Source organism: Streptomyces sp. NBC_00663 (assembly GCF_036226885.1).
Lineage (GTDB): Bacteria > Actinomycetota > Actinomycetes > Streptomycetales > Streptomycetaceae > Streptomyces.
Genome location: NZ_CP109027.1, coordinates 2,748,710 through 2,769,803 on the forward strand (window position 1 = coordinate 2,748,710; position 21,094 = coordinate 2,769,803).

Genomic DNA, 21,094 nt, shown 5'->3' on the forward strand with positions numbered 1-21,094 from the left:
AAGGAGCCGGAGAAGGCCGTGTCTAGCATGGGCGGGTGCAGACGATGCCCGCCCATGCGGCCCACCACGACGACCGTGAAATCGAGACCCTCGACGACTTCGACGCGAAGGTCTCGGCCCGCGGCACCCTCGCCGGCTTCCGCGTCCAGGCCGTCGATCTGAGGGACCGTACAAGGGAGTTGCTCGCCACGGACACCGCGGGCGCGGTCTTCCTCGGCTGCCCCATGCGCGAGGACGCGGCGGCCAAGGTCCGCGCGGACGGCGCGATGGTCTTCCCGCCCGTCCCTGATCTTCCGTTCGACCCCTACCGCGGTCTGCTCTACTCCCCGGACGAGCTGTTCGCCCATCTCACCAAGGGGTACGAGGAGACGCCGGACGCCCGCGCGTACGCCTGGTTCCAGCGAACCAAGGCCGACGGCGACATATTCGCCTCGATGCTCCGCTCGATCCACGACGACGCCGTCTCGGACGCCCTCGACGAACTCCTGTGCGGGACCCGGGTGGTGGGCGTCATGGGCGGCCACGCGATGGGCCGCGGCACGGAGGCGTACGCCGGTGCCGCCCGGCTCGGCCGGGAGCTGACCCGGGCCGGCCTCACCGTCGCCACCGGGGGCGGCCCCGGCGCGATGGAGGCGGCGAACCTCGGTGCGTACGCCGCCCCGTACGACGACGCGATGCTCACCGAGGCGCTCCGACTCCTCGCCGGGGCACCGAAGTTCACCCCGTCGGTCACCGACTGGGCCGCCGCCGCCTTCGAGGTGCGATCGCGCTGGCCGAAGGGCGGCTCGTCCGTGGGCATCCCGACCTGGTTCTACGGCCATGAGCCGCCGAACCCCTTCGCCTCGCACATCGCCAAGTACTTCGCCAACGCCACCCGCGAGGACGGCCTGTTGGCCCGCTCGACCGCGGGGGTGGTGTTCCTGCCGGGCGCCGCCGGGACCGTACAGGAGATCTTCGACAACGCGACGCCCAACTACTACGAGTCGCGGGGCGAGCCGACCCCGATGGTGCTCGTCGACCGGGCGCACTGGACCGAGCGGCTGCCGACCTGGCCCCTGCTCACGGCACTTGCGCGGGAACGTTCGATGGAGTCGCGAATCGCCCTTGTTGACCGAATCGAGGAGGCTCCGGCGGCGTTGAAACGTCTCGGTGGTTAATAAGCAGGCAAAGCCAATGCCTGTGATGCGCTTACGCGTTGACACTACTTACGCCACACTTATAAACCTGTGAGCCTCTTGGGAATGGTGTTGTCGCATCTCGTGATGCTCCCTCACCACTCCTCCCACCCCCCGCAATTGCGCATCCCGTAAAGGACAAACGTGGCAGTTCTGTCCATATCCCGCCGCACCGTCGCCCGTTCCGTGCGTGTCCTCGGTGTCGCCTCCGCTTCGGCCGCGCTCGCGCTCGGTGTCGCCGGCAACGCGCTGGCGTGCAACATCAACGAATTCTCCGCCGAAGCCAAGTGCGACGGCGACAAGGGCATCATCAACGTCACCGACGTGGACAAGTCCGGCGTCGAAGCCACCGTCTCCGTGTACCTGGTGGAGAACAACGCCGACGTCCGCAAGGTCGGCGAGCAGACGGTCAAGGGCTCCAAGGACGGCACGACGATCACCTTCGAGGAGGCCTGGAAGCCCAACGCGGAGTACCGCGTCCACGTGGTCGCCGAGCCCTACATCAAGGGTGAGGACGTCAGCCCGAACCTGACGACCCCGGCCACGGCCTGCAAGACCGACGACGAGACCCCGACTCCGACGGCCACCCCGTCGCCGTCGGCGTCCGAGTCCACCCCGGCCGAGGAGGAGTCCGACAGCCCGACCCCGTCGGCCTCCGAGAGCAGCACCGCCCCGGCCGAGTCCACCCCGAGCAGCGCCCCGTCGGCGGCCGGTGAGTCCAACCTCGCCGAGACCGGCGCCAACTCGAACACCGGCATGATCGCGGGCATCGCGGTCGCCCTGGTCGCCATCGGTGGCGGCGCGGTCTTCTTCGGCCTGCGTCGTCGCGGAGCGAACAGCAGCCGCTGAGCACGACACGCACACCGGTGTGGCCCGCCTCCATCAGGAGACGGGCCACACCCATGTCACCCCATCGCGTCCCGCCCCAGCTGCGGGCAGTCGTGCCGCTGGGGCGGCACGGGTGGGCGCAGCGGCACCCGCAAGCGCGGGCAAGCGAAACCCCGCCCACCGCAACCCCCACCCAGCCGCACCCAATCAGCGGCCCAGCACCACAACCTCACCCGCATCGAACTCCACGCCCACCACGTCCCCCACCTCCGGCGCCTCCCGCAACGCACACGCCGCCTCCAGCACCGGCGCGTCCCCCTCCGGCCGCAACCGCACCGCGACATGCGTGCCCTTGAACGTGCGCGCGACCACGGAGCAGCGCAACCCCGCGTCCACGAGCCGCACCCCCGCCGGCCGCACCAGCACCCTCCGCACCCCCTGCGAGGCCCCCTCAGGCACCGGCACCTTCCCCCACGGCGTGTCCGCGGCCTCACCGCTCACCGTGCCCTCGACGACGTTCTCGAAGCCGAGGAACCGCGCCACGAACTCGTCGGCGGGCCGCTGCCACACCTCAAGCGGCGTACCGGACTGGGCGATCCGCCCGTCCCGCATCACCACCACCCGGTCGGCGAGCGCGAACGCCTCCCCCTGGTCGTGCGTGACCGCGAGCACGGTCGTGCCCAACCGCCCGAACAACTCGCGCAGTTCGACGACCAGCCGCTCCCGCAGCGAACGGTCCAGCTGCCCGAGCGGCTCGTCCAGCATCAGCAGCCGAGGCCGGGGCGCGAGCGCCCGCGCGAGCGCCACCCGCTGCTGCTCACCCCCGGAGAGGGCGGAGACGGCGCGCGGGGCGGCCCCGGGCAGCCCGACCAGGTCCAGCAACTCCCCGACCCGTCCGGCCTGTTCGCCCTTCGGGCTTCCGTGCATGCGCAGCCCGAACGCCACGTTCCCGCCCACGTCCCGCTGCGGGAACAGCTGATGGTCCTGGAACATCAGCCCGACTCCGCGCTTGTGCGCGGCCACTCCCGCCTGGTCCCGCCCGTCCAGCAACACCCGGCCGCCGTCCAGGTGTTGCAGCCCGGCCACCACCCGCAGCAGCGTCGACTTGCCGCTCCCGCTCGGCCCGAGCACACACACGATCTCGTGCTCGGCGACCGACAGGTCGACCCCGTCCAGGACGGCCCGTCCGCCGAGGCGGACCGTCGCCTCCTCCAGCGCAAGCAGCATCAGAACTCACCCGTCCGGTCGGTCCGCAGCCGCTCAAGGACCAGCAGCGCCACCGCGCACACCACCATCAGAATCGTCGAGAGGGCCATGGCCTGGCCGTAGTTGAGGTCTCCGGCCCGCCCCAGCAGCCGTGCCACCGCGACCGGCAGTGTCGGGTTGTCGGGCCGTGCGATGAACACGGTCGCCCCGAACTCCCCCAGCGACACGGCGAACGCGAACCCGGCCGCGATCAGCAAGGCCCGCCGCACCAGCGGCAGATCGACCTCCCGCCACACCCGCCACGGCGACGCCCCGAGCACGGCCGCCGCCTCCCGCAGCCGCTGGTCCACGGCCCGCAGCACCGGCAGCATGGTCCGTACGACGAAGGGAACGCCGACCAGCGCCTGCGCGAGGGGCACCAGGATCCAGGACGCCCGCAGATCCAGCGGAGGCTCGTCGAGGGCGATCAGGAACCCGAACCCGACGGTCACCGCGGACACGCCCAGCGGCAGCATCAGCAGGGCGTCGAAGCCCCGTACGAACCGCCCCGCGTCCCGCCGCGTGAGCGCCGCCGCGGCGAGCCCCCCGATCAGCACCGCGATGGCGGTGGCGGCGACGGCGTACTCCAGGGAGTTACCGATCGCCTCGATCGGCGGCACCAGGAACACGCCCCCGTCGGCCGAGGTCAGCGCCCGGTAGTAGCCGAAGTCCGGTGCGTCGAGCGACCGTTGGACGAGGACCGCGAGCGGCAGCACCAGCAGCACGGCGATCGTGACCAGCACCCCGGCAAGGAGCGCCCACTGTCCGACCCGGCGCGGCCGGCGGGCGGTCGTCCCCGGGGCGACCAGGCGCAGCACGCTCTCCCGGCGCCGTACCGTCCACGCGTGCACGGCGAGGATCCCGCCCACCGCCACGAACTGCACCAGCGTCAGGACCGCGGCCGTACCGAGATCGAAGATCTCCGAGGTCTGCCGGTAGATCTCCACTTCGAGCGTCGAGAAGGTCGGCCCGCCGAGGATCTGCACCACCCCGAAGGAGGTGAAGGTGAAGAGGAAGACCATGAGCGCGGCGGCGGCCACGGCCGGCGCGAGCGCGGGCAGCGTGACCTTCCGCCAGGCCCGCCACGAGGAGGCGCCCAGCATCCGCGCGGCCTCCTCCTGCCGCGGGTCGAGCTGCCCCCACAGCCCGCCCACCGTCCGTACGACGACGGCATAGTTGAAGAAGACGTGCGCGAGCAGGATCGCCCACACGGTGGTGTCCAGGCGTACGCCCCACAGCTCGTCCAGCAGCCCACCGCGCCCCACCAGTGCCAGGAACGCCGTGCCGACGACCACCGTCGGGAGCACGAACGGCACGGTGACGACGGCCCGCAGGATCTGCTTGCCGGGGAAGTCGTAGCGGGCGAACACATACGCGCCCGGGAGAGCGACCGCGAGCGTCAGCGCGGTGGAGGCGAGCGCCTGCCAGGTCGTGAACCACAGGACGTGCCGGATGTCGGACTGCGCGAGCACGTCCGCGATCCGCCCGAACTGCCAGCTCCCGTCCGCCTTGAGCCCCCGCGCGACGATCGCGGCGACGGGCCAGGCGAAGAAGAGCGCGAAGAACGCGACGGGCACGGCCATGAGGCCGAGCCGGGCCGCAGCGCCCTTCTTCGAAGGAGGGCCGCTTACTTCAGTACGAGCGAGGTCCACGACTTGACCCAGTCGTCACGGTTGTCGGCGATCTTCGCCGGGTCCATGGTCTCGGGGTCCTTGGCGGCGGGACCGTACTGGGTGAACTCGGCGGGCACGGCCGCGCCCTCGACCACCGGGTAGACGAACATGTTGAGCGGCATGTCCTCCTGGAACTTCTTGGTCAGCAGGAAGTCCAGAAGCGCCTTGCCGCCCTCGCTGTTCTTCGCGTTGTTCAGCAGTCCCGCGTACTCGACCTGCCGGAAGCAGGTGCCGTCGACGACGCCGGTCGGCGCGGTCGAGGGCTTCGGGTCGGCGTAGATGACCTCGGCGGGCGGCGAGGAGGCGTACGAGACGACGAGCGGCCGGTCGGCCTTCGCCTTCTTGCCCCCGGCGGACCCGGAGAACTCCTCGTTGTAGGCCTGCTCCCAGCCGTCGACGACCTTGACGCCGTTGGCCTTGAGCTTGGTCCAGTAGTCCTGCCAGCCGTCGTCGCCGTACTTCGCGGCGGTACCGAGCAGGAAGCCAAGACCCGGCGAGGAGGTGGAGGCGTTCTCGGTGACGAGGAGGTTCTTGTAGGCGGGCTTGATCAGATCGTCGTACGACGTCGGCGGCTTGAGCTTGTGCTCGGTGAACCAGGCCTTGTCGTAGTTGAGGCAGATGTCGCCGGTGTCGATGGGCGTGACCTTGTCCCCGTCGACCCGGTACCCGGCCTTGATCGTGCCGGCGCCCTTCGCCTCGTACGACTGGAAGAGCCCGTTGTCGAGCGCCCGGGACAGCAGGGTGTTGTCGACGCCGAAGAAGACGTCGCCCTGCGGGTTGTCCTTGGTCAGGATCGCCTTGTTGACGGCCTGCCCGGCGTCGCCGTCCTCCAGGACCTTGACCTTGTAGCCGGACTCCTTCTCGAAGGCCGCGAGGACGCTCTTGGAGACGGCCCACGAGTTGTGGCTGACGAGCGTGACGGTCTTGGACTCGCTCTTGGAGCCCTCGTCGGACGACCCGCACGCGGACAGCGTGACCAGGCCGAGGCCGACGACGGCAGCGAGAAACTTCTTGTTGTTCACGGTGATGACCGAACTTCCTACCCAGAATGACCTGGGCGAGGTTCAGAGGGTCTGCGGCCCGATCGCCGCACTCTCAGCGCTGTCGCGCTCCCCTGTCGGATATGAAGATGTACGTACGGGCCAAAGACTACCGTTCGGTGGCCGCCAGCTGACCACAGGCCCCGTCGATCTCCTGCCCACGGGTGTCCCGAACGGTGACGGGCACGCCGTGCGCGGCGATCGCCTCGACGAAGGCCTTCTCGTCCTCGGGCCGCGAGGCGGTCCACTTGGAGCCGGGGGTGGGGTTCAGCGGAATGAGATTGACGTGCACGGGCTTGCCGCGCAGCAGCCGCCCGAGCCGGTCCCCACGCCAGGCCTGGTCGTTGATGTCCCGGATCAGCGCGTACTCGATGGACAGCCGACGCCCCGACCTCTCGACGTACTCGAACCCGGCGTCGAGCACCTCGCGCACCTTCCACCGCGTGTTCACGGGGACGAGGGTGTCGCGCAGCTCGTCGTCGGGCGCGTGCAGCGAGATGGCGAGCCGGCACTTGAAGCCCTCGTCGGCGAACCGGTGGATGGCGGGCACGAGCCCCACGGTCGAGACAGTGATCCCACGCTGCGAGAGCCCGAGCCCGTCCGGAGCGGGGTCGGTGAGCGCCCGGATCGACTGGGCGACCCGCTTGTAGTTGGCGAGCGGCTCACCCATCCCCATGAAGACGATGTTGGAGAGCCGCGCGGGCCCGCCGGGCACTTCCCCGTCCCGAAGCGCCCGCATCCCATCGACAATCTGATGAACGATCTCGGCGGTGGACAGATTCCTGTCCAGACCCGCCTGCCCGGTGGCACAGAAGGGACAGTTCATCCCACACCCGGCCTGCGAGGAGATACACATGGTGACCCGGTCCGGGTACCGCATCAGCACCGACTCGACGAGCGTCCCGTCGAACAGCCGCCACAGCGTCTTGCGCGTGGTCCCCTCGTCGGTCGACAGATGCCGTACGACGGTCATCAGCTCGGGAAGCAGCGCCTCCCGCAGCTTGCCGCGAGCGCTGGCCGGAATGTCCGTCCACTGCTCCGGATCGTGCGCGTACCGCGCGAAGTAGTGCTGCGAGAGCTGCTTGGCACGAAACGGCTTCTCACCGATCTCGGCCACGGCGTCCTTGCGCTCGGCGGGAGTGAGATCGGCAAGGTGCCGCGGCGGCTTCTTGGCTCCGCGCGGGGCGACGAATGTAAGTTCTCCGGGCTTAGGCATGGCTAGACCAGTGTCGCAGATCGAATCATGTGACCTGCGCTGCGAGCCGTGCGAGGTGGTCATTGTTGGTCGCTCCTGGTCGTCGTGGGGCACCCTCGGACGGCCCACAGACGGCCCGGATCTCGGTCCACTACGAGCACATAGGTGCAGGTCGCGGGCCGGATACCTGCGGTCGGGACGCGCGGGGCCGGTAGGCCCACCCCTCAATGCAGAGTGCGACCCGTCACCGCTCGCCAAGGAAATCGAACACATGATTGAATTTGACCATGCGATCGTTCCCCGACGACCTCGTCCAGGCACAGCAGGAGTGGGCGGCTGTCTACCGTCAGCTCGCCAAAAGACCTGGTGACACCGGCCTTCGACGTCGCCTCTACCAGCTGTCGACCGCAGTGTTGTTCCACTCGCACTGGCAGGAGCGCGGGGGCCGGACGCCCGAAGCCTTGCGGGAGCTGCGGAGCCTCGGGCAGGGAGAAGGGGGCTGGAGGTGACGGGCCTCAACGCGGCCGGCGGTACGGACGATGTCCGCCCTACCGCCTGACGTCCCTCGCCTCCGAGCGATCCTGCGGCACCTGGAACAGCAGATCGCCGAGAACGAGACCGTGGGCGTGTACCTGCGTCTTCAGCGCGAGGCTGTTGCTGAGGCGCTGGCCCATACAGAAGGCAATGCAGCACAGCAGCCATCTTCAGTGCGCGCGCAGCAGCCAGCTGCCCTGACCGGCTTCACGAGCAACGCCCGCGGCTCCAAGGCGACTGGCTTCGCCGTGGAGCGACAGCGGAGGGCGATCGGACCAGAACCCGCCCGCATCCACACCGACGACTGCGGGAACGCCGGCCCCACGCACCCGGTGACCGCACAGGACGCCCGCGCGGCACTGCTCGACCCCATGGTGGAGGCTTGCCCGTTCTGCCGCCCAGACACCGAGCTAGGGATCGATGTGGACTGAGCCCCGCGGGAAAAACGCGGCGAAGCCGATCCAGCGGTCCAACCGGTCTCGATAGGGCGGCCACTCTGGAACAGCCCGAGAGTCAGCACTTGTACCGGCCTGATCATGCACCGTCAGGCCGGTACACACAAACGGCCACCTTTGCCAGGGCCCTTGCCGCAGAGGAAATCTGCCCCTTGGTCCAGCCGTCCCATCCTACAATTAGCGCATGCGCCCCATTGCGCAGATGTTCTGCATTCTCAATATCCTGCGGCCAGAGATCCAAACGCACATCTAAGTTTACATCTTGGATATCCTTGACCGTGACTTCCCACACCGAGTCATCACTTTTGACGATCACTGCCGCAGCATCGAGGTCCATCTCATGCAGCAGGCCACGCACGTATACCGAAGTTCCATCTTCGTGCGGCTTAGGCTTGAAAGCCGCGCTGGTAGGACGCTCCTCTTCAGTGACCGTGTCTCGCCGCATCATATGTGGATTCGTTACGCTCACCCTCCGCCATAGCGATTCCTCCCCCGGAACATCCTGCTCTTCGTGCATCCCCACCCCGACGATCCAGAATGAAAATTAGCTGCGAGTCGCTAGAGCATGGCGCGACAGCCCTGAAAGAATGGCACGCAGTTCAATTAGGGAGTCCTCAATCCCCGAAAGACTATACTCCGAATCAAACACTACGTCTCCTTCAGAATTCTCGGAAACGGCATAACCATCCTGCCCGTTCGCAGAAATTTCGATTTCAATCGAATTCCCTGCGACATGCCACTCCATTTGAATACCTCCGTCAGGAAGGGGAAATACCTGAGGCGGCAGAGTATCGTTGCTCATCACCCGCATCAAGATGCGAAGACTAGCAATAGCGGCATCCGGCGAAACCTTCTCTTCACGCCCGCCATCCCATCCCCGGGGGAGCGCAAGGAGTTTATTCAGCCGTTGCACCACATCATGGAGCACCTGCATGGACGGCGCTCGGCTCTCACCGCCACCCACACCTACCAGAGCTCGCCCTTTTCGACTCACGTGAGAATGAGACACCGTTTCTGCCGCGACCGGCAACGAATGGGCTCGATGCATGGTAAGCCCGGTCACTACCGGACGTTCCATCCCTACGATCACGGTCATGAGCGCTTCCCCCATCGCTTGTGAGCCGAATCAGTGGTGATTTCTGCGAAGCTAGCTACAAGGTGCTCATGCGCTTCCTCGATGGCAGCGACCGCCCCGCTTGAACCAGTGGAGCCAGGACGCCCCTGGACGGTCATCGTGAGGAAATTTCCCGCCTGTCCAGTGAGCAGGCTTCCAGATTCAATCGCCGCACGCAAAAAGAAATTTCGCCCGCTCTGAAACTCCTCGATTGGGAAGTCAAAAACGATTTGCGAATTTACAGGCTTTCCAAGGTGGTGCAGAGCGAAGTCCGGCCACGTATGGAACACATCGTGAGGATCCAGAGGGTCTCCGGACTCACCAGCGAGAGCGTTGACGTAGCTTAGCTCGGCATGAATAACCTCTAGCTTTGCACCGAAAGCGCGATCAACAAAATTAGCCAACTCGTCAAGACGCTTCTTAAGTTTGGAAAGTACATAACCGAAGCGTGGATACGGAGTACCGTCCCCAACGTCACGCCAATTTACAATCAGCCTGTCTTGCTGGAGTTGAACCAAGTCCCTCCCGGAGTCGTCAAGAAACCAGTATCGCGCGGCCGGCAACGACGCAAGATCCAGCTTGATCTTCGGCCCCGGCCCGACGTTTGGTTCCATACCAGGAAGTGGTGGATGCTCCTCTACATTGGGTAGCTCGGCCCTCCACGTTTCGTATAGCGGCGTCAACTTCAGGCCATGGATTCCGGTGATCCGCCGGAATTGCAGACCACACGCCACCTCCACAACAGGCGGACGCGCAAAGTCTGGCAGTTCCCTCACGTCGGCCTCCCTGATGCGGGAAGAGGACCCAGCAATACGCTCGCCCCCCTCCCCTTGAGCCTGCCCGCTTTCAGTGCGGCAGCACCCTTCGCCTACTACTTGGCTGAAGAGTATGGGCTGGGGCGGTCACTGTCGACGCGAACATGTGATTTGAGTCACTCGAAGTGACTAACCGGCCACATTATTGATCACCCACATCTCGGATCCGTTCACGTGTTCGACCCAGACGGCACCTTCCGAAGTCGCCGGGGCGCGGTCGGCCCGCCACGCTTCGACTCGCGCCCATCCGCGGCCGAACGGGGGGCGTGGCGCTACACAGCGTCATTATCTGATCTTTATAGGCGCGATCGTTATAGTCAGATTTTTTTCCTGACGTTGAGTCAATAGGCTTACTGCCAGCCCGTTTAGACGTTCGTTCGACACCCTCCGGACGCGCTGTGTGTGAGTCACAGCACGTAGCGGCTCTCCCATTGGATTTACTCGTCTTTGAGGTGGAGGATCTCCCATCACAAGCCCTCACTGACGTAGGTGAGGCCGCCCAGGCGGACGCTGAGTCCTGCCGCTGCCTGGACGCCGAGTTCCGTACACATGGAGCGCGGCAGGAGTGGGGGACCCAGCAACACCGGGCGCCGGAGCAAACCTCCGGGCAGCCCTTGGGGTGAAGCTGCGGCAACGCAGCCGGGCATCTTCGCCAGCCCGAATCCGACAGGTCATCCTTCACAGGCGGCTTAAATGAAGGGTGAAGGCAGTCATGTCTGCGTTGCCGAACAACCCGCCCGTCCCCAGGGCGTCTTACGCTCCGGGGTTTGAGGCAGTGTTCGCAGTCATGTTTTCGATCATCGCGGGCCTCTACGCCAGCATCATCCATCACGTGCCGATGGACTTGTGGCTGGTCAAAGCCCTGGAGTTCGGGATGAATGCCGGGTGCGGCACGATCGTGATGGCATTCATCATCCTGACGTACGCGTGGAACGAGCAGTGATACGAACCTCGTAGCCGTATCCATGAGGCTCTGCCCTTAGCTCCGGAGCGTTTGGCCTGGGGCCCTCAGCGATCCTGAGATGAGCTTCGCTTGTGCCCAGATGAGAGACCGCCCACAAGAGCGGGCTCATCTGGGCATCACGTTACGCCTGAGCCAGATAGGGATCATCTAGCGTGTAGGTGCTCAACAGGAGGGCCCGGACACTCTGTCCGGGCCCTTTGCGTTGGCTGCCTCCAGACTCGTTCCGGTCTCGCAGCACGCGGGGCCAACTACCCGCCCCACCACCGGCTCTGTACCGTGAAAACCGGCCCCCACCATCCAGCAGGAGGCAACACGCAATGCGTGGTCTTGGAGATCACCTCAGCATCGGTGAACGCATCGCGTTCTACCGGAAGCGTCGCGGCTACACGCAAGAGGTGCTCGCTGGCCTGGTTGGCCGTAGCACTGACTGGTTGGCAAAGATCGAGACAGGGCGCCGGAAGCCCCCTCGCATCGACATGCTCGCTGAGCTGGCTCGCATCCTGCGCGTTCCCCTCGGAGACCTGCTCGGTCAGACCGTGCTCATGGAGGACGAGAAGCAGCAGGACGACGTACCGGCCGTACGCGACGCGCTCATGAGCCCGCGTCGGCTTTCTCGTCTGCTCTTCGGGCCCGAGGCTGAGGTGCAGCTCCCCACGCCGGCACCCGTGGCTGTACGTGTGGAGCAAGCATGGAACGACTACCAGCGTGGTCGACTCGGCGGCGTCATATCTGCGCTCCCCGCGCTCCTTCAGACTGCGCAAGAGTTGGAGGAGCGAGCCGCACGGCGCGGCGAGGACCGTAGCGACTGCTGGGCAGTGTCAGCCCGTACCCATCACCTCGCAGCTACGACACTCGCGAAGATCGGCGAATCGGACATCTCGTGGCTCGCCGCAGAGCGCGCGATGCGTGCCGCTGACGAGTCTGACGACCCGCTCGTGTTGGCGTCCGCGGCACGGTCCGGCACTCACGCCCTTCTGGCTAACGGCCGGTACGACGACGCGTTGGAGCTGGGTAACACGGCCGCAGCGTGGCTGTCGTCCCAGGTGACCGACAACAACCCCGCGGCACTCAGCTTGCTGGGGATGATCCACCTACGTGCCGCCGTGGCAGCGGCGCGCCACCAGGACCGGCCCACTGCAACCGGTCTTCTGGACCGAGCCGAGGCACTCGCGGAGGATCTCGGCTCAGATGAGAACTATTGGCAGACAGGCTTCGGACCCACGAACGTCCTGCTTCACCGCCTGTCCGTCGAGCTGGACCTCGACAACGTCTCGTACGTGGTGGAACACGGCCGGATCAACGTCGACCACATGCCACAGGAACGCAGCGTGTCGCACCGCATCGACTTCGCGCGTGCCCTGTCGCTCAACGGACAGGGCGATGAGGCATTCACGGAACTCCGCACGGCTGAGCGCACATCGCCACAGCTCGTGCGCAACAATCCCAGGGTGCGCGAGACACTGCGGGATCTGATCAAACAATCACCGGTCACCGGCGGCTCGCGATCGTCTGAGGTGTTCGTGATGGCTCAACGGTGCAGGGCGGTGCAGTGAGTTCAGGCAAGCGCGGGGTGCTCGGAGTCGTCGGGTCCGCGGCCGGAGGCGTGGAGGTGCTGCGCACTGGCCTGGTTGAGCCTGCGATGGAGCGCGGATGGCAGGTGGCCGTCACACTCACGCCGACCGCAGGTCAGTGGCTGCGATTGAGCGGCGAGGTGGAGCAGTTGGAGAAGCTGACCGGACTGCCTGTGCGCGATGAGCCGCGCTTGCCCGGCGAGGCCCGACGTCATCCGCCGGTTGACTGCTATGTGGTCGCTCCCGCGTCGGCAAACATGGTGGCGAAGCTCGCCATGGGCCTGATGGATAACCAGGCTCTGACACAAGTGGGCGAGGCGATCGGCACCCTCGGATTGCCCGTGGTCGTCTTCCCTCGGGTGAACGCGGCTCACTCCCGTCACCCGGCATGGCAGCACCACATCGACACCCTCCTGGCGGGGGACGTGCGTATCGTCGGCGGGCCGGACGTCTGGCCGCTGCACGAGCCGCGCGAAGCGCCGGCGGGGCGCGAACTCCCGTGGGGGGCAGTGCTGGATGCTGTGGACGACGTTACGAGGTGACGAGTCGTCAACCCGTGTGACCTGCAAGGAAAGTGGACCCGGACAGTCTGTCCGGGTCCACTGCCGTTCCCGGCTACATGCTCATTGGCATGTCAGGGATCACGGAGCGAAGCGGCGAGTGGGAAGGCATGACTCCTGCTGAACTCGCTTGGATCAAAGCGAGTTTGAGCGAGGCGCGCGTCAAGGTCGAACGACTGCTGAGGCGGGCGGACGAACTCACGGTGAAGGTGGAGTCTCGCTTCCCACAAGCCGCTCAAGCCGGTCGAGCCGCTCCCCGAGCAACCGGAGAGCGTCATGAATCGTGCTGAGCTCTGCGGCCAGAGCCGAGAATGCAGGGCTGCTGCCCGGCTCGGTACCAAGGGGTACCGCAGGGTCACGGACGAACGTCCCACGTCCCTGCTGGGTGAGGACCAGTCCCTCGTCACGGAGTTGACCGTAGGCACTCTGAACGGTCATGAGCTGTACGCCAAGTTCCTTGGCAAGAGCACGAGCAGCCGGGAGCCGCTCCCCCGCGTCGTACTCGCGATCGGGGCCCGTGATCCTCTCGCGGAACTGCGCCGCAATCTCCTTGGCCGTCGGCGTGGGCTTGGGCACCTCAGGGCTCTGATCCATACCCCCGAGAGTAACCGGACCTAGGTCAATCTCAGGCTCTTCTACCGCACCTCCTTGACAGACAGATTGACCTAGGTCAATCTGAAGTCACACCGGAGCGCGGGGCCCGAAAGGGCTTCAGTATCCGGGCTCGTAAGTGCTTGACCTGCACGAATGCATAGGGCGGGGACGCTGCAATCCCGCTAAAGGCCAGGTGGAACAGGGTTTCGGCCCGTACTGGCGAGGTGGCCCGGTGACCGCGAGCAACGGCCGGCGTGTGGGGACTTCGGTCCCCCTTGCAGTGCACATCCCCTGTTCAGCGGTCTGAAGGAGTCTCAGTGATTCGACGAAAGCGATGGGCGCGGCCGTGATCGACCGGCACGGCGGCGCCATTCCATCCCTGGTCCGCAAGCACCTCGAAGTGCTGCGGACGACCGGTCACCTTCCACCGAATCGCGGCGGCTAGCGCCGCGCCGGCTGCCTCCCTCGCCCGTGCCAGCGCTCTACGGAGCGGCTCGTACGGGCGGGGTCGTAGGGAACCGGAGCCCCGGTGTCCACCACATACGAGGGGGAACCATGCTGCTCGCCATCGGTGACGTCGTGCGCGTCCGCAGTGACAAGTCCCTGGGCACGGTGGCCGGCGTCGCCGCCCACCGCTCCGGCAACGTGGTCGACGTCCAGCTGAACGGCAACACCCTGCGTCCGGTGCGCCCGGCCGAGATCGAGCTGGTCGCCCGCGCCACCAAACCGATGACCACCGGCCGCGCGCTCGCCACCCTGCTGTTCCTGGTGCTCGGCATCGCCGCCGCCGTCGCCAACGGTCACTACCTCCGCGACCTGGGCGCGAACTTGGCCACGGTCGGTTTCGTGGCGTTCACCTCGGTCATCAGCGTCACCGGTGGCCTGATCAACGCCTTCAACCGGCCCCGCCGGGTCCGCGTCTGAACTTCCCTTCTTCCGCCACAGGGCGGGCGCCGTCTCACCAAACGCCTGCGCCCGCCCTGGCGGTCTCTTCCGTCCCTCCACCGTCAGGAGTCCTGTCATGCGTTCCTACATCGGCCATCACCAGGCCGTGTCCACCGATGAGTTCGTGGAACTGGCGCTCGGTACCCCGGTTCAGCTCTGGCTCGGAGTCGAGGGGGAGAATGAAGAGGAGCGCGCGGCCCGTCTGGACGCGGCCCGCGACATCCTCGCCGACACCCCGCACCTCGCCGACGACATCTCCCGCATCGCGGCCGAACTCATCGAGCTGCACCCCGAGTTGGTCAACGTCGTCCCCCTCGCCCGCCCGTCCGGGCGGCGCCGGGCTTCCCGGAAGGGAGCGGCGGCATGAGCGAGGGCACGAACTTCGACGACCGCATGTTCCTGGAGAGTGAGGCGGTCTATCAGCGCATCCTCGACGGCCAGGTCACCGACGTGCAGGCAGAGCTGATGGACGCACAACTGCGGGCATCCGAGGCGGGTGACCAGGGATGACCACCGCCGAGACCACATCCACCGTGGAACTCCCGGCTGTGCCGCCGCTCACCCGCCCGGAAATGGGGCTCGCCGGCATCGGCGCGCTCGCCGCGGCCGGGGTCGGTGCGCTCGGTCTGATCTCTTCCTTCGACGCCGTCTCCGCTGCCGCGCTGCGCTGGGGTTTCGGCGAGCCGTGGATGCTTCCGGTCGGTATCGACGTGGCTATCCCGGTGTTCACCGTGGCCAACCTGCTGTTGATCCGGATGGATATGGCGCTGGCGTGGGTGCGGTTCGTGCCCTGGGTGCTCACGCTGATCACGTGCGGGCTGAACATCGCGGCCGGGCACTCCCTGTCGGCCAAGGTCGCGCACGGCACCATGCCCTTGCTGTGGGTGGTGTTCTCCGAGATCGGCGCGCACATCTACGCCGTCCGCATCGGCGCTGCCACCGGCCGCCGTATGGAGAAGATCCGGTTCTCCCGCTGGCTGCTCGCCTTCCCCTCCACCTTCCTGCTGTGGCGCCGCATGACGCTGTGGGAGATCACCTCCTACAGCGAGGCGCTGGCGCGGGAGAAGGAGCGGCAGTTGGCCCGCGCGGACCTGCGCGAGCGCTACGGCCGCGGCTGGCGCCGTGAGACCCCGCGGCGCGAGCGCGTGATGTTGCGCATGGGCGAACTCGCTCCCACCGACGCGCTGCCCCTCGACCCCGAGCCGGAGCCGGAGCAGGCCCCGCAGGAGCCGCAGAACGAGACGCCCAAGACGCAGCGCAAGCGGCCCGCCAAGAGCAAGCCCAAGACGCAGCGCACCTTCGAAGAGCTACTGACCGAGGCGCGCGAGGTCACCGAGGACTGGTCGGACGCGGAGCTGACCGCGGACCGTATCCGCACCACGCTGCACGTCTCGCAGGCCAACGCCCGCACCCTGCGCGACACCCTCAAGGGCGAGCGATCCGAGGGCCGCCCGCTGCACGCGGTCGACACCCCCGTCACCGACGCGGGCCCGTCTCACGACGACTCGGCTGAGGCGGCGTGATGACCGCGTACGCCAAGTGCTACGACCCCGCCGGTGCACGGTTCGGCGTGCCCACGTTCCCGTGGCACTTCGCCCCGGACGGCTACGCCACCCGCCGCCAGTTACGCGAGCGCGGGTTACGGCCGGGCGGTCAGCCGGTGGCGGCGCAGGTGATGCGCCAGCACCGGGGCCGCAAGGCGGGTGTGCAAGTCGCGTACCTGTACCGCGAGGACCTGGCCAAGCCGGTCCGGCCGATGACGTCGCGCAAGTGGGGCGCGCTCGCTCTGGCGATGCTCGCCCGCCGCACCTGCCCCGTCTGCCGGATCACCTACAGCTACTGCCTGCCGACCTCGCTCGGCTGCTGCCTGCTGTGCGCCTACCCCGACACCACCCCTGCTGCCGTCCACGAGACCGTGAGGAGTGCCTGACCATGGGCCAGCCCAACACCCGCCGCCTGGACCGCGAAATCCAGTACGCGGAGCGCAAGCTCGCAGCGGCCCGCAAGGGCGAGCTGTGGCCGCTGACCGGAGCCGAGAAGCGGGCCGTCACCCGCGCCCTGATCGGCGGCTCCTACAAGGTCGTCCGGGGCAAGAGCACCGGCCGCGCCGAACGCAAGCTGGACAACCTGACGACCTCGATCCTGACCCGGCTGAGCGGGGAACTGACCGCCCTCCAGACCGAGCGGCAGAAGATCGTGAACGCGACCGCCACCGCCAAGGCCACCAAGAAGTCATCGGCGTGGTGGTGACCATGGCCCGCACACAGACGCCTCCCGGCGAGTGCCCGCAGTGCTGGCAGCACGCCAACGACCGGCGCGCACACCGCCACCTCCGCCCCCGCGAGGACTGCCCGCAGTGCGTGGACCACATGCTCAACGGCCACCCCTACATCGTCCCCAAGCAGACGACCCGCCGCCGGTGACAGCCCCTCGAAGGAGGCGTTCGGGCATGCGCCTGAAACGGATCACTCATCTGTTCCGCAGGTCGGGTGGCTCGCTCGGTCGGCCGCTGACCGCCGACTCGGCACGGTTCGTGTGCCTCTCGGGCAGCAACTTCGGCGTGCACGGCGTGATCCCGGCGTCCTACGCCCGCTTCACGGTCAGTCGGCGCCGGACATGGGGGCACGACGTCCGCGCCTATCCGACCACCGGTCGCGACGGCACCCCGCTGACCGTCGTCTACACCCGCGTTGCCTACGCCGACGACCCCGGCTTGGAAGTCCTGGTCACGGTCTTCGAATTCCCTGCCGGCAGCGCGCTTCCGCACGGCATGTAAGCCGACGGGCCCGGCCGCCCACCTCCTACAGCGACGGCCGGGCCCACCCTCCCGCAACCCGTTTGGAAGGAACTCTCAGTGAAGCACCCCGACGACGACAACGAACTCTTCAACCGGCTCGAAGCCGAGATGGCCGCCGACTCGCACCCCGACCCCGGGGGCGAGGTGGTCGACCTCGACAAGGCGCGATCGGCCCGTGCCGAGTCGGCCGACCCGACCAGCCGACCCGACGCCGACCCGTCGGCCGACCCCGAGCGAGGTGGGTCGGGTGCCGAGTCGGGCGACCCGACCGCCCGTCCGATGGTCGACCAGTCGACGCCGACTGCGACCGGTCCGGGCTATCTCGGTCGGCTCGCCGGAGCGCGCCGCCGTGCGGTCGTTCCGGTGTGGTTGCGCTCGCTCGCGGAGCTGCGCACGGCATCGGCGTGGGTGGCCCGCCACTACGCGCATGCCGCCGGGTATCACGCGCTGCGCTCGCCGGTCTACGCCGCCCGCCTCACCTTCCAAGCCCCCGTCGGCGCCGCTCGGTTGGTGGGCGGCACGATGCGGTGGGTGGCCGACCGCGAGGGTGAGCCGGTCCGACTCGCCGCCGTACGCCGCGAGGACGCGGCGGAGTATCTGAAGCTGTCGCGGCAGCGCGATGGCCGGGTCCGCCTGCGCACCCTCGTGACCGTGCTCGCGATGTTCGTCGGGCTCGGTCTGGCGCTCGCTCTGTACGTCCTCGCTCCCGACTGGCTGCAAGCCGTCTCGGTCGGTGCGGTCGTCCTCGCCCTGGGGGCGGCCGGCCGCAAGGCGGACGCCCCGGTCATCCACCGGGCGGTGGAACTGCCCAAGGCCGTCAAGCTCACGTCGGACATCGTGCTGCGCGCGCTCGGGGCGCTCGGCATCCCCGCCATCAACCAGGCGCAGTCCAAGGGCCGGGACGGGTTCGAGTTCACCGCCCCGATCACCCGCGACGGCCCCGGTTGGCGTGCGGAGGGCAACCTCCCCTACGGCGTCACCGTGACCGACGTCATCGAGCGCCGCGACCGGCTCGCCTCGGGGCTGCGCCGCCCGCTCGGGTGCGTGTGGCCCGAGGCGGTCCCGGATGAGCACACTGGCCACTTGGTGCTGTGGGTGGGCGATCAGGACATGAACAAGGCCAAGAAGCCTGCATGGCCGCTGCTCAAGTCGGGGTCGGTGGACCTGTTCAAGCCGGTCGCCTATGGCACCGACCAGCGCGGACGCTGGATCGAGGTCACGCTCATGTACATCGCGGGCATCATCGGCGCCATCCCGCGCATGGGCAAGACGTTCCTGCTCCGTCTGCTGCTGCTGATTGCCGCCCTGGACCCGCGCGCCGAACTGCACACCTACGACATGAAGGGCACCGGCGACCTGGACCCGGTCGGCAACGCCGTCTCCCACCGGCACGCCGCCGGGGACGACGACGAAGCGATCCTGTACGCGCTCAACGACTGGCGCGCACTGCGCGAGGAACTGCGCCGCCGCACCAAGGTGATCCGCTCGCTGCCGCGGGACATCTGCCCCGAGTCGAAGGTGACCAGCCAGCTTGCCGACAAGCGCTCCCTGGGACTGCATCCGATCGTGATCGGTGTGGATGAGTGCCAGGTGCTGTTCGAACACCCCGAGCATGGCAAGGAGTTCGAGGAGATCGGCACTGACCTGGTCAAGCGGGGGCCTGCCACCGGGATCGTGCTGCTGCTCGCCACCCAGCGCCCGGACGCCAAGGCACTGCCCACCGGCATCTCGGCGAACGCGTCGGCGCGCTGGTGCCTGAAGGTCATGGGCCAGCTGGAGAACGACATGGTCCTGGGTACCTCCGCGTACAAGCGCGGGGTGCGGGCGACCATGTTCGCCTGGGGCGACAAGGGCATCCACTACTTCGTCGGGGAAGGCTCCGACGCCCGCATCGTCTCCTCCGTCTACGTGGACGCCCCCGGCGCCGACACCATCGCCGCCCGCGCCCGCCGCACCCGCGACAAGGCCGGACTCCTGTCCGGCTACGCGCTGGGGGAGGCACCCGAGCCGGTCGCGTCCGGCTACGACCTGCTCGCCGACATCCTCGCCGTCGTCCCCGCCGACGAGCCCAAGGTGTGGTCCGAAACCGTCGTCGCCCGCCTCGCGGAACTGCGCGAGGACGTCTACAGCGGCTGGGACCCCGAAGGCCTCGCCGCCGCCCTCAAGCCGCACGGTGTCTCCACCATCCAGGTGGGGCGCCGGGTCAAGGGCAAGGTCGTCAACCGGCGCGGTATCGACCGCTCCCACATCGTCGCCGCGATTGCGGAGCGTGACGGAAACCGGGACGCGGGCTGACGCTCCGGGGCCGCTAACGATAGCGGCACACCCCGCTAACGTTAGCGGCCCCGCTAGCGCCCCAAACCTGCTCTGATCAGGCCGCTAGCGGATAGCGGCCCACCTGCGGAAACCCCTGGAAACCGCCTGGAAGGGCCTTTCATGCCCCTGATCCCGCTCGCTATCACCCTACTCATCGGCATCACACTGTGTTATGTCGCCGTGTGTGCTGCCTCGCCGTTCGGCGACTGCCGCAAGTGCCACGGCATGGGCCACAAACTCAAGGCTGACCGCAAGGGGCGGCTCAAGCGCGGCAAGGACTGCCGCCGCTGCCACGCCACCGGCAAGCGCATACGCCTCGGCCGCTGGCTCTACAACCGCTTCGCCCGCATCTACCGCGCCGGCACCGACACCCCGACCTCGGGGGTGACCCGATGACCCTCACCCTGTCCGCGGTGCTGCTGTTCGGCGCCGCCTCCGCCGTCGCCATCAAGACCCGCACGACCGGCCCGGGCAGCGCGCTCCTGCTGTTCCTGTTCGGCTTCTTCGCCGCCGGAACCGGCGCCTACGGGCCCATCCGCGACCTGGTGTCCTCCTTCGCCGACTTCCTGGCCTCCGTCAACTGACAGGAGAACCGCCATGAACGACCCCACGAACGACCGCCATTGGGCGGTGTCCGCGCTGCCCAAGGCGGCGCCCGCCATCGCCACCACGACCGTGCTCGCATTAGCCCGGATCTGGAACGCCAACGGCGCCGAACACAGCGTCGGCAACGCCGCGCTGATGACCACCCTGTCTCTTGGTGCCGCCGCTGCGGGCGTCGTCGCGGGCAACGCAACCGGAGATTCCGTGCTCGTCGGGACCGCGTTCGCCGCCTCCGGTGCCCTCGCTTTCGCCGGGGTGGCCGGATACGCCGACGGGCTTCCGCTGCCGCTGCTGCTGTGGTCGCTCGCCACCGCCGGCGCCTACGGACTCGCCGCCCGCTACTGGCGCACCGACCGCCGCGAAACGGTGGCCTACCAGCGCGAGACGAGCGAGCGGCGCGAGGAGTACGCCCACATCGAGCGCGTCGAAACCCTCCGCGCCACCACACAGATCGAGGTGGCCCGCACCGGCGCCGCCTACGTCGAACAGCTCGCCCAGGCACTCGTCACCCGCGCTGCCCTGCCCGGCTTCGACCCCGTCGCGCTGGAACGCGCGGGCCTGCCGTCGCTGCCCGCCTTCGACAGCGGCGACGACGACCAGTAGCTACGCCCGAGGCGGGCGCCGTCTCACCACAAGCCTGCGCCCGCCCCGGTTCTCCAGTCCCTCCAAG

At 67.8% G+C, this 21,094-nt stretch carries 26 protein-coding genes and 1 riboswitch; of the genes, 18 read left to right on the plus strand and 8 right to left on the minus strand.

Annotated elements, in window-relative coordinates:
• Positions 1-35 precede the first annotated feature (35 nt).
• The gene (locus OG866_RS12200; protein ID WP_329334150.1) at positions 36-1,157 is read left to right on the plus strand and encodes an LOG family protein; all 1,122 of its coding nucleotides are present in this window, start codon (positions 36-38) and stop codon (positions 1,155-1,157) included.
• Between the two features lie 162 nt (positions 1,158-1,319).
• Positions 1,320-2,024 carry an LAETG motif-containing sortase-dependent surface protein gene (locus OG866_RS12205; RefSeq protein ID WP_329334152.1) on the plus strand — a complete coding sequence of 235 codons (705 nt, stop codon included), beginning with the start codon at positions 1,320-1,322 and terminating at the stop codon, positions 2,022-2,024.
• Between the two features lie 186 nt (positions 2,025-2,210).
• Here OG866_RS12205 and OG866_RS12210 read toward each other — a convergent pair whose 3' ends face one another.
• The 4 genes from OG866_RS12210 to rlmN form a co-directional block, all read right to left on the minus strand.
• The gene (locus OG866_RS12210; RefSeq protein WP_329334154.1) at positions 2,211-3,230 is read right to left on the minus strand and encodes an ABC transporter ATP-binding protein; all 1,020 of its coding nucleotides are present in this window, start codon (positions 3,228-3,230) and stop codon (positions 2,211-2,213) included.
• Positions 3,230-4,831, minus strand: a complete 1,602-nt coding sequence (locus OG866_RS12215) for an ABC transporter permease (RefSeq protein ID WP_329334155.1) — start codon at positions 4,829-4,831, stop codon at positions 3,230-3,232. The genes OG866_RS12210 and OG866_RS12215 overlap by 1 nt, the downstream gene beginning before the upstream one ends.
• A gap of 44 nt (positions 4,832-4,875) precedes the next feature.
• Positions 4,876-5,943: a thiamine ABC transporter substrate-binding protein gene (locus OG866_RS12220; RefSeq protein WP_329334157.1), complete on the minus strand. Its 1,068-nt coding sequence runs from the start codon at positions 5,941-5,943 to the stop codon at positions 4,876-4,878.
• A 127-nt stretch (positions 5,944-6,070) separates the two neighbouring features.
• A complete protein-coding gene (gene rlmN / locus OG866_RS12225) occupies positions 6,071-7,177 on the minus strand; it encodes a 23S rRNA (adenine(2503)-C(2))-methyltransferase RlmN (protein ID WP_329334159.1) in 1,107 nt (368 codons plus the stop codon).
• Positions 7,178-7,695: 518 nt separating this feature from the next.
• Here rlmN and OG866_RS12230 point away from each other — a divergent pair.
• Positions 7,696-8,121 (plus strand): DUF6233 domain-containing protein, encoded by a 426-nt coding sequence (locus tag OG866_RS12230; RefSeq protein ID WP_329334160.1) that lies wholly within the window; start codon positions 7,696-7,698, stop codon positions 8,119-8,121.
• Positions 8,122-8,224: 103 nt separating this feature from the next.
• On the opposite strand, the gene OG866_RS12235 is transcribed toward OG866_RS12230, so the two are convergent.
• The 3 genes from OG866_RS12235 to OG866_RS12245 are packed head-to-tail and all read right to left on the minus strand — an operon-like array spanning position 8,225 to position 10,035.
• Complete coding sequence (locus tag OG866_RS12235) at positions 8,225-8,662, minus strand: hypothetical protein (RefSeq protein WP_329334162.1); 438 nt, start codon at positions 8,660-8,662, stop codon at positions 8,225-8,227.
• A 27-nt stretch (positions 8,663-8,689) separates the two neighbouring features.
• Positions 8,690-9,241: a hypothetical protein gene (locus OG866_RS12240; protein WP_329334163.1), complete on the minus strand. Its 552-nt coding sequence runs from the start codon at positions 9,239-9,241 to the stop codon at positions 8,690-8,692.
• A complete protein-coding gene (locus tag OG866_RS12245; RefSeq protein WP_329334165.1) occupies positions 9,238-10,035 on the minus strand; it encodes a TIGR04255 family protein in 798 nt (265 codons plus the stop codon). The genes OG866_RS12240 and OG866_RS12245 overlap by 4 nt, the downstream gene beginning before the upstream one ends.
• 561 nt (positions 10,036-10,596) lie before the next feature.
• A riboswitch (cyclic di-AMP (ydaO/yuaA leader) is annotated at positions 10,597-10,777 on the plus strand.
• A 9-nt stretch (positions 10,778-10,786) separates the two neighbouring features.
• Here OG866_RS12245 and OG866_RS12250 point away from each other — a divergent pair.
• From OG866_RS12250 to OG866_RS12260, 3 genes are all read left to right on the plus strand, one after another.
• On the plus strand, positions 10,787-11,017 hold the full coding sequence (locus OG866_RS12250) for a hypothetical protein (RefSeq protein ID WP_329334167.1): 231 nt from the start codon (positions 10,787-10,789) through the stop codon (positions 11,015-11,017).
• A 338-nt stretch (positions 11,018-11,355) separates the two neighbouring features.
• Positions 11,356-12,591, plus strand: coding sequence for a helix-turn-helix domain-containing protein (locus OG866_RS12255; protein ID WP_329334169.1), 1,236 nt, complete (start codon positions 11,356-11,358; stop codon positions 12,589-12,591).
• 50 nt (positions 12,592-12,641) lie between these two features.
• Entirely contained in the window at positions 12,642-13,151 is a 510-nt protein-coding gene (locus tag OG866_RS12260; protein ID WP_329334171.1) for a flavoprotein, read from the plus strand.
• A 216-nt stretch (positions 13,152-13,367) separates the two neighbouring features.
• On the opposite strand, the gene OG866_RS12265 is transcribed toward OG866_RS12260, so the two are convergent.
• Positions 13,368-13,763, minus strand: a complete 396-nt coding sequence (locus OG866_RS12265) for a GntR family transcriptional regulator (protein ID WP_329334174.1) — start codon at positions 13,761-13,763, stop codon at positions 13,368-13,370.
• A 555-nt stretch (positions 13,764-14,318) separates the two neighbouring features.
• On the opposite strand from OG866_RS12265, the gene OG866_RS12270 reads away from it, so the two are divergent.
• The 12 genes from OG866_RS12270 to OG866_RS12325 all read left to right on the plus strand — a co-directional run bounded on the left by OG866_RS12270 (position 14,319) and on the right by OG866_RS12325 (position 21,027).
• A complete protein-coding gene (locus tag OG866_RS12270) occupies positions 14,319-14,687 on the plus strand; it encodes a hypothetical protein (RefSeq protein WP_329334176.1) in 369 nt (122 codons plus the stop codon).
• A 97-nt stretch (positions 14,688-14,784) separates the two neighbouring features.
• A complete protein-coding gene (locus OG866_RS12275; RefSeq protein ID WP_329334178.1) occupies positions 14,785-15,075 on the plus strand; it encodes a hypothetical protein in 291 nt (96 codons plus the stop codon).
• A complete protein-coding gene (locus OG866_RS12280; protein WP_329334180.1) occupies positions 15,072-15,218 on the plus strand; it encodes a hypothetical protein in 147 nt (48 codons plus the stop codon). Before OG866_RS12275 ends, OG866_RS12280 begins: the two co-directional genes overlap by 4 nt.
• Positions 15,215-16,231 (plus strand): DUF2637 domain-containing protein, encoded by a 1,017-nt coding sequence (locus tag OG866_RS12285; RefSeq protein WP_329334182.1) that lies wholly within the window; start codon positions 15,215-15,217, stop codon positions 16,229-16,231. The genes OG866_RS12280 and OG866_RS12285 overlap by 4 nt, the downstream gene beginning before the upstream one ends.
• Positions 16,231-16,638 (plus strand): RRQRL motif-containing zinc-binding protein, encoded by a 408-nt coding sequence (locus OG866_RS12290; RefSeq protein WP_329334184.1) that lies wholly within the window; start codon positions 16,231-16,233, stop codon positions 16,636-16,638. Before OG866_RS12285 ends, OG866_RS12290 begins: the two co-directional genes overlap by 1 nt.
• Positions 16,639-16,640: 2 nt before the next feature.
• A complete protein-coding gene (locus tag OG866_RS12295) occupies positions 16,641-16,958 on the plus strand; it encodes a hypothetical protein (protein ID WP_329334186.1) in 318 nt (105 codons plus the stop codon).
• Between the two features lie 2 nt (positions 16,959-16,960).
• Positions 16,961-17,131 carry a pRL2-8 gene (locus OG866_RS12300; RefSeq protein WP_329334187.1) on the plus strand — a complete coding sequence of 57 codons (171 nt, stop codon included), beginning with the start codon at positions 16,961-16,963 and terminating at the stop codon, positions 17,129-17,131.
• 26 nt (positions 17,132-17,157) lie between these two features.
• Positions 17,158-17,484: a hypothetical protein gene (locus OG866_RS12305; protein WP_329334189.1), complete on the plus strand. Its 327-nt coding sequence runs from the start codon at positions 17,158-17,160 to the stop codon at positions 17,482-17,484.
• Between the two features lie 78 nt (positions 17,485-17,562).
• A complete protein-coding gene (locus OG866_RS12310; RefSeq protein WP_329334190.1) occupies positions 17,563-19,800 on the plus strand; it encodes a cell division protein FtsK in 2,238 nt (745 codons plus the stop codon).
• 141 nt (positions 19,801-19,941) lie between these two features.
• Positions 19,942-20,217 (plus strand): hypothetical protein, encoded by a 276-nt coding sequence (locus OG866_RS12315; RefSeq protein WP_329334192.1) that lies wholly within the window; start codon positions 19,942-19,944, stop codon positions 20,215-20,217.
• Positions 20,214-20,405: a hypothetical protein gene (locus OG866_RS12320; protein ID WP_329334194.1), complete on the plus strand. Its 192-nt coding sequence runs from the start codon at positions 20,214-20,216 to the stop codon at positions 20,403-20,405. Before OG866_RS12315 ends, OG866_RS12320 begins: the two co-directional genes overlap by 4 nt.
• Before the next feature lie 13 nt (positions 20,406-20,418).
• On the plus strand, positions 20,419-21,027 hold the full coding sequence (locus OG866_RS12325) for a hypothetical protein (RefSeq protein ID WP_329334195.1): 609 nt from the start codon (positions 20,419-20,421) through the stop codon (positions 21,025-21,027).
• Positions 21,028-21,094: the final 67 nt, after the last annotated feature.

Bases quoted from the DNA above. Each gene is read 5' to 3' on its own strand.
- OG866_RS12250 (WP_329334167.1), top strand. From the start codon at position 10,787: ATGTCTGCGTTGCCGAACAACCCGCCCGTCCCCAGGGCGTCTTACGCT.
- OG866_RS12290 (WP_329334184.1), top strand. From the start codon at position 16,231: ATGACCGCGTACGCCAAGTGCTACGACCCCGCCGGTGCACGGTTCGGC.
- OG866_RS12275 (WP_329334178.1), top strand. From the start codon at position 14,785: ATGCGTTCCTACATCGGCCATCACCAGGCCGTGTCCACCGATGAGTTC.
- OG866_RS12295 (WP_329334186.1), top strand. From the start codon at position 16,641: ATGGGCCAGCCCAACACCCGCCGCCTGGACCGCGAAATCCAGTACGCG.
- OG866_RS12255 (WP_329334169.1), top strand. From the start codon at position 11,356: ATGCGTGGTCTTGGAGATCACCTCAGCATCGGTGAACGCATCGCGTTC.
- OG866_RS12320 (WP_329334194.1), top strand. From the start codon at position 20,214: ATGACCCTCACCCTGTCCGCGGTGCTGCTGTTCGGCGCCGCCTCCGCC.
- OG866_RS12215 (WP_329334155.1), bottom strand. From the start codon at position 4,831: ATGGCCGTGCCCGTCGCGTTCTTCGCGCTCTTCTTCGCCTGGCCCGTC.
- OG866_RS12305 (WP_329334189.1), top strand. From the start codon at position 17,158: ATGCGCCTGAAACGGATCACTCATCTGTTCCGCAGGTCGGGTGGCTCG.
- OG866_RS12270 (WP_329334176.1), top strand. From the start codon at position 14,319: ATGCTGCTCGCCATCGGTGACGTCGTGCGCGTCCGCAGTGACAAGTCC.
- OG866_RS12235 (WP_329334162.1), bottom strand. From the start codon at position 8,662: ATGCACGAAGAGCAGGATGTTCCGGGGGAGGAATCGCTATGGCGGAGG.
- OG866_RS12265 (WP_329334174.1), bottom strand. From the start codon at position 13,763: ATGGATCAGAGCCCTGAGGTGCCCAAGCCCACGCCGACGGCCAAGGAG.
- OG866_RS12240 (WP_329334163.1), bottom strand. From the start codon at position 9,241: ATGACCGTGATCGTAGGGATGGAACGTCCGGTAGTGACCGGGCTTACC.
- OG866_RS12230 (WP_329334160.1), top strand. From the start codon at position 7,696: ATGTCCGCCCTACCGCCTGACGTCCCTCGCCTCCGAGCGATCCTGCGG.
- OG866_RS12300 (WP_329334187.1), top strand. From the start codon at position 16,961: ATGGCCCGCACACAGACGCCTCCCGGCGAGTGCCCGCAGTGCTGGCAG.
- OG866_RS12280 (WP_329334180.1), top strand. From the start codon at position 15,072: ATGAGCGAGGGCACGAACTTCGACGACCGCATGTTCCTGGAGAGTGAG.
- OG866_RS12285 (WP_329334182.1), top strand. From the start codon at position 15,215: ATGACCACCGCCGAGACCACATCCACCGTGGAACTCCCGGCTGTGCCG.
- OG866_RS12325 (WP_329334195.1), top strand. From the start codon at position 20,419: ATGAACGACCCCACGAACGACCGCCATTGGGCGGTGTCCGCGCTGCCC.
- OG866_RS12210 (WP_329334154.1), bottom strand. From the start codon at position 3,230: ATGCTGCTTGCGCTGGAGGAGGCGACGGTCCGCCTCGGCGGACGGGCC.
- OG866_RS12315 (WP_329334192.1), top strand. From the start codon at position 19,942: ATGCCCCTGATCCCGCTCGCTATCACCCTACTCATCGGCATCACACTG.
- rlmN (WP_329334159.1), bottom strand. From the start codon at position 7,177: ATGCCTAAGCCCGGAGAACTTACATTCGTCGCCCCGCGCGGAGCCAAG.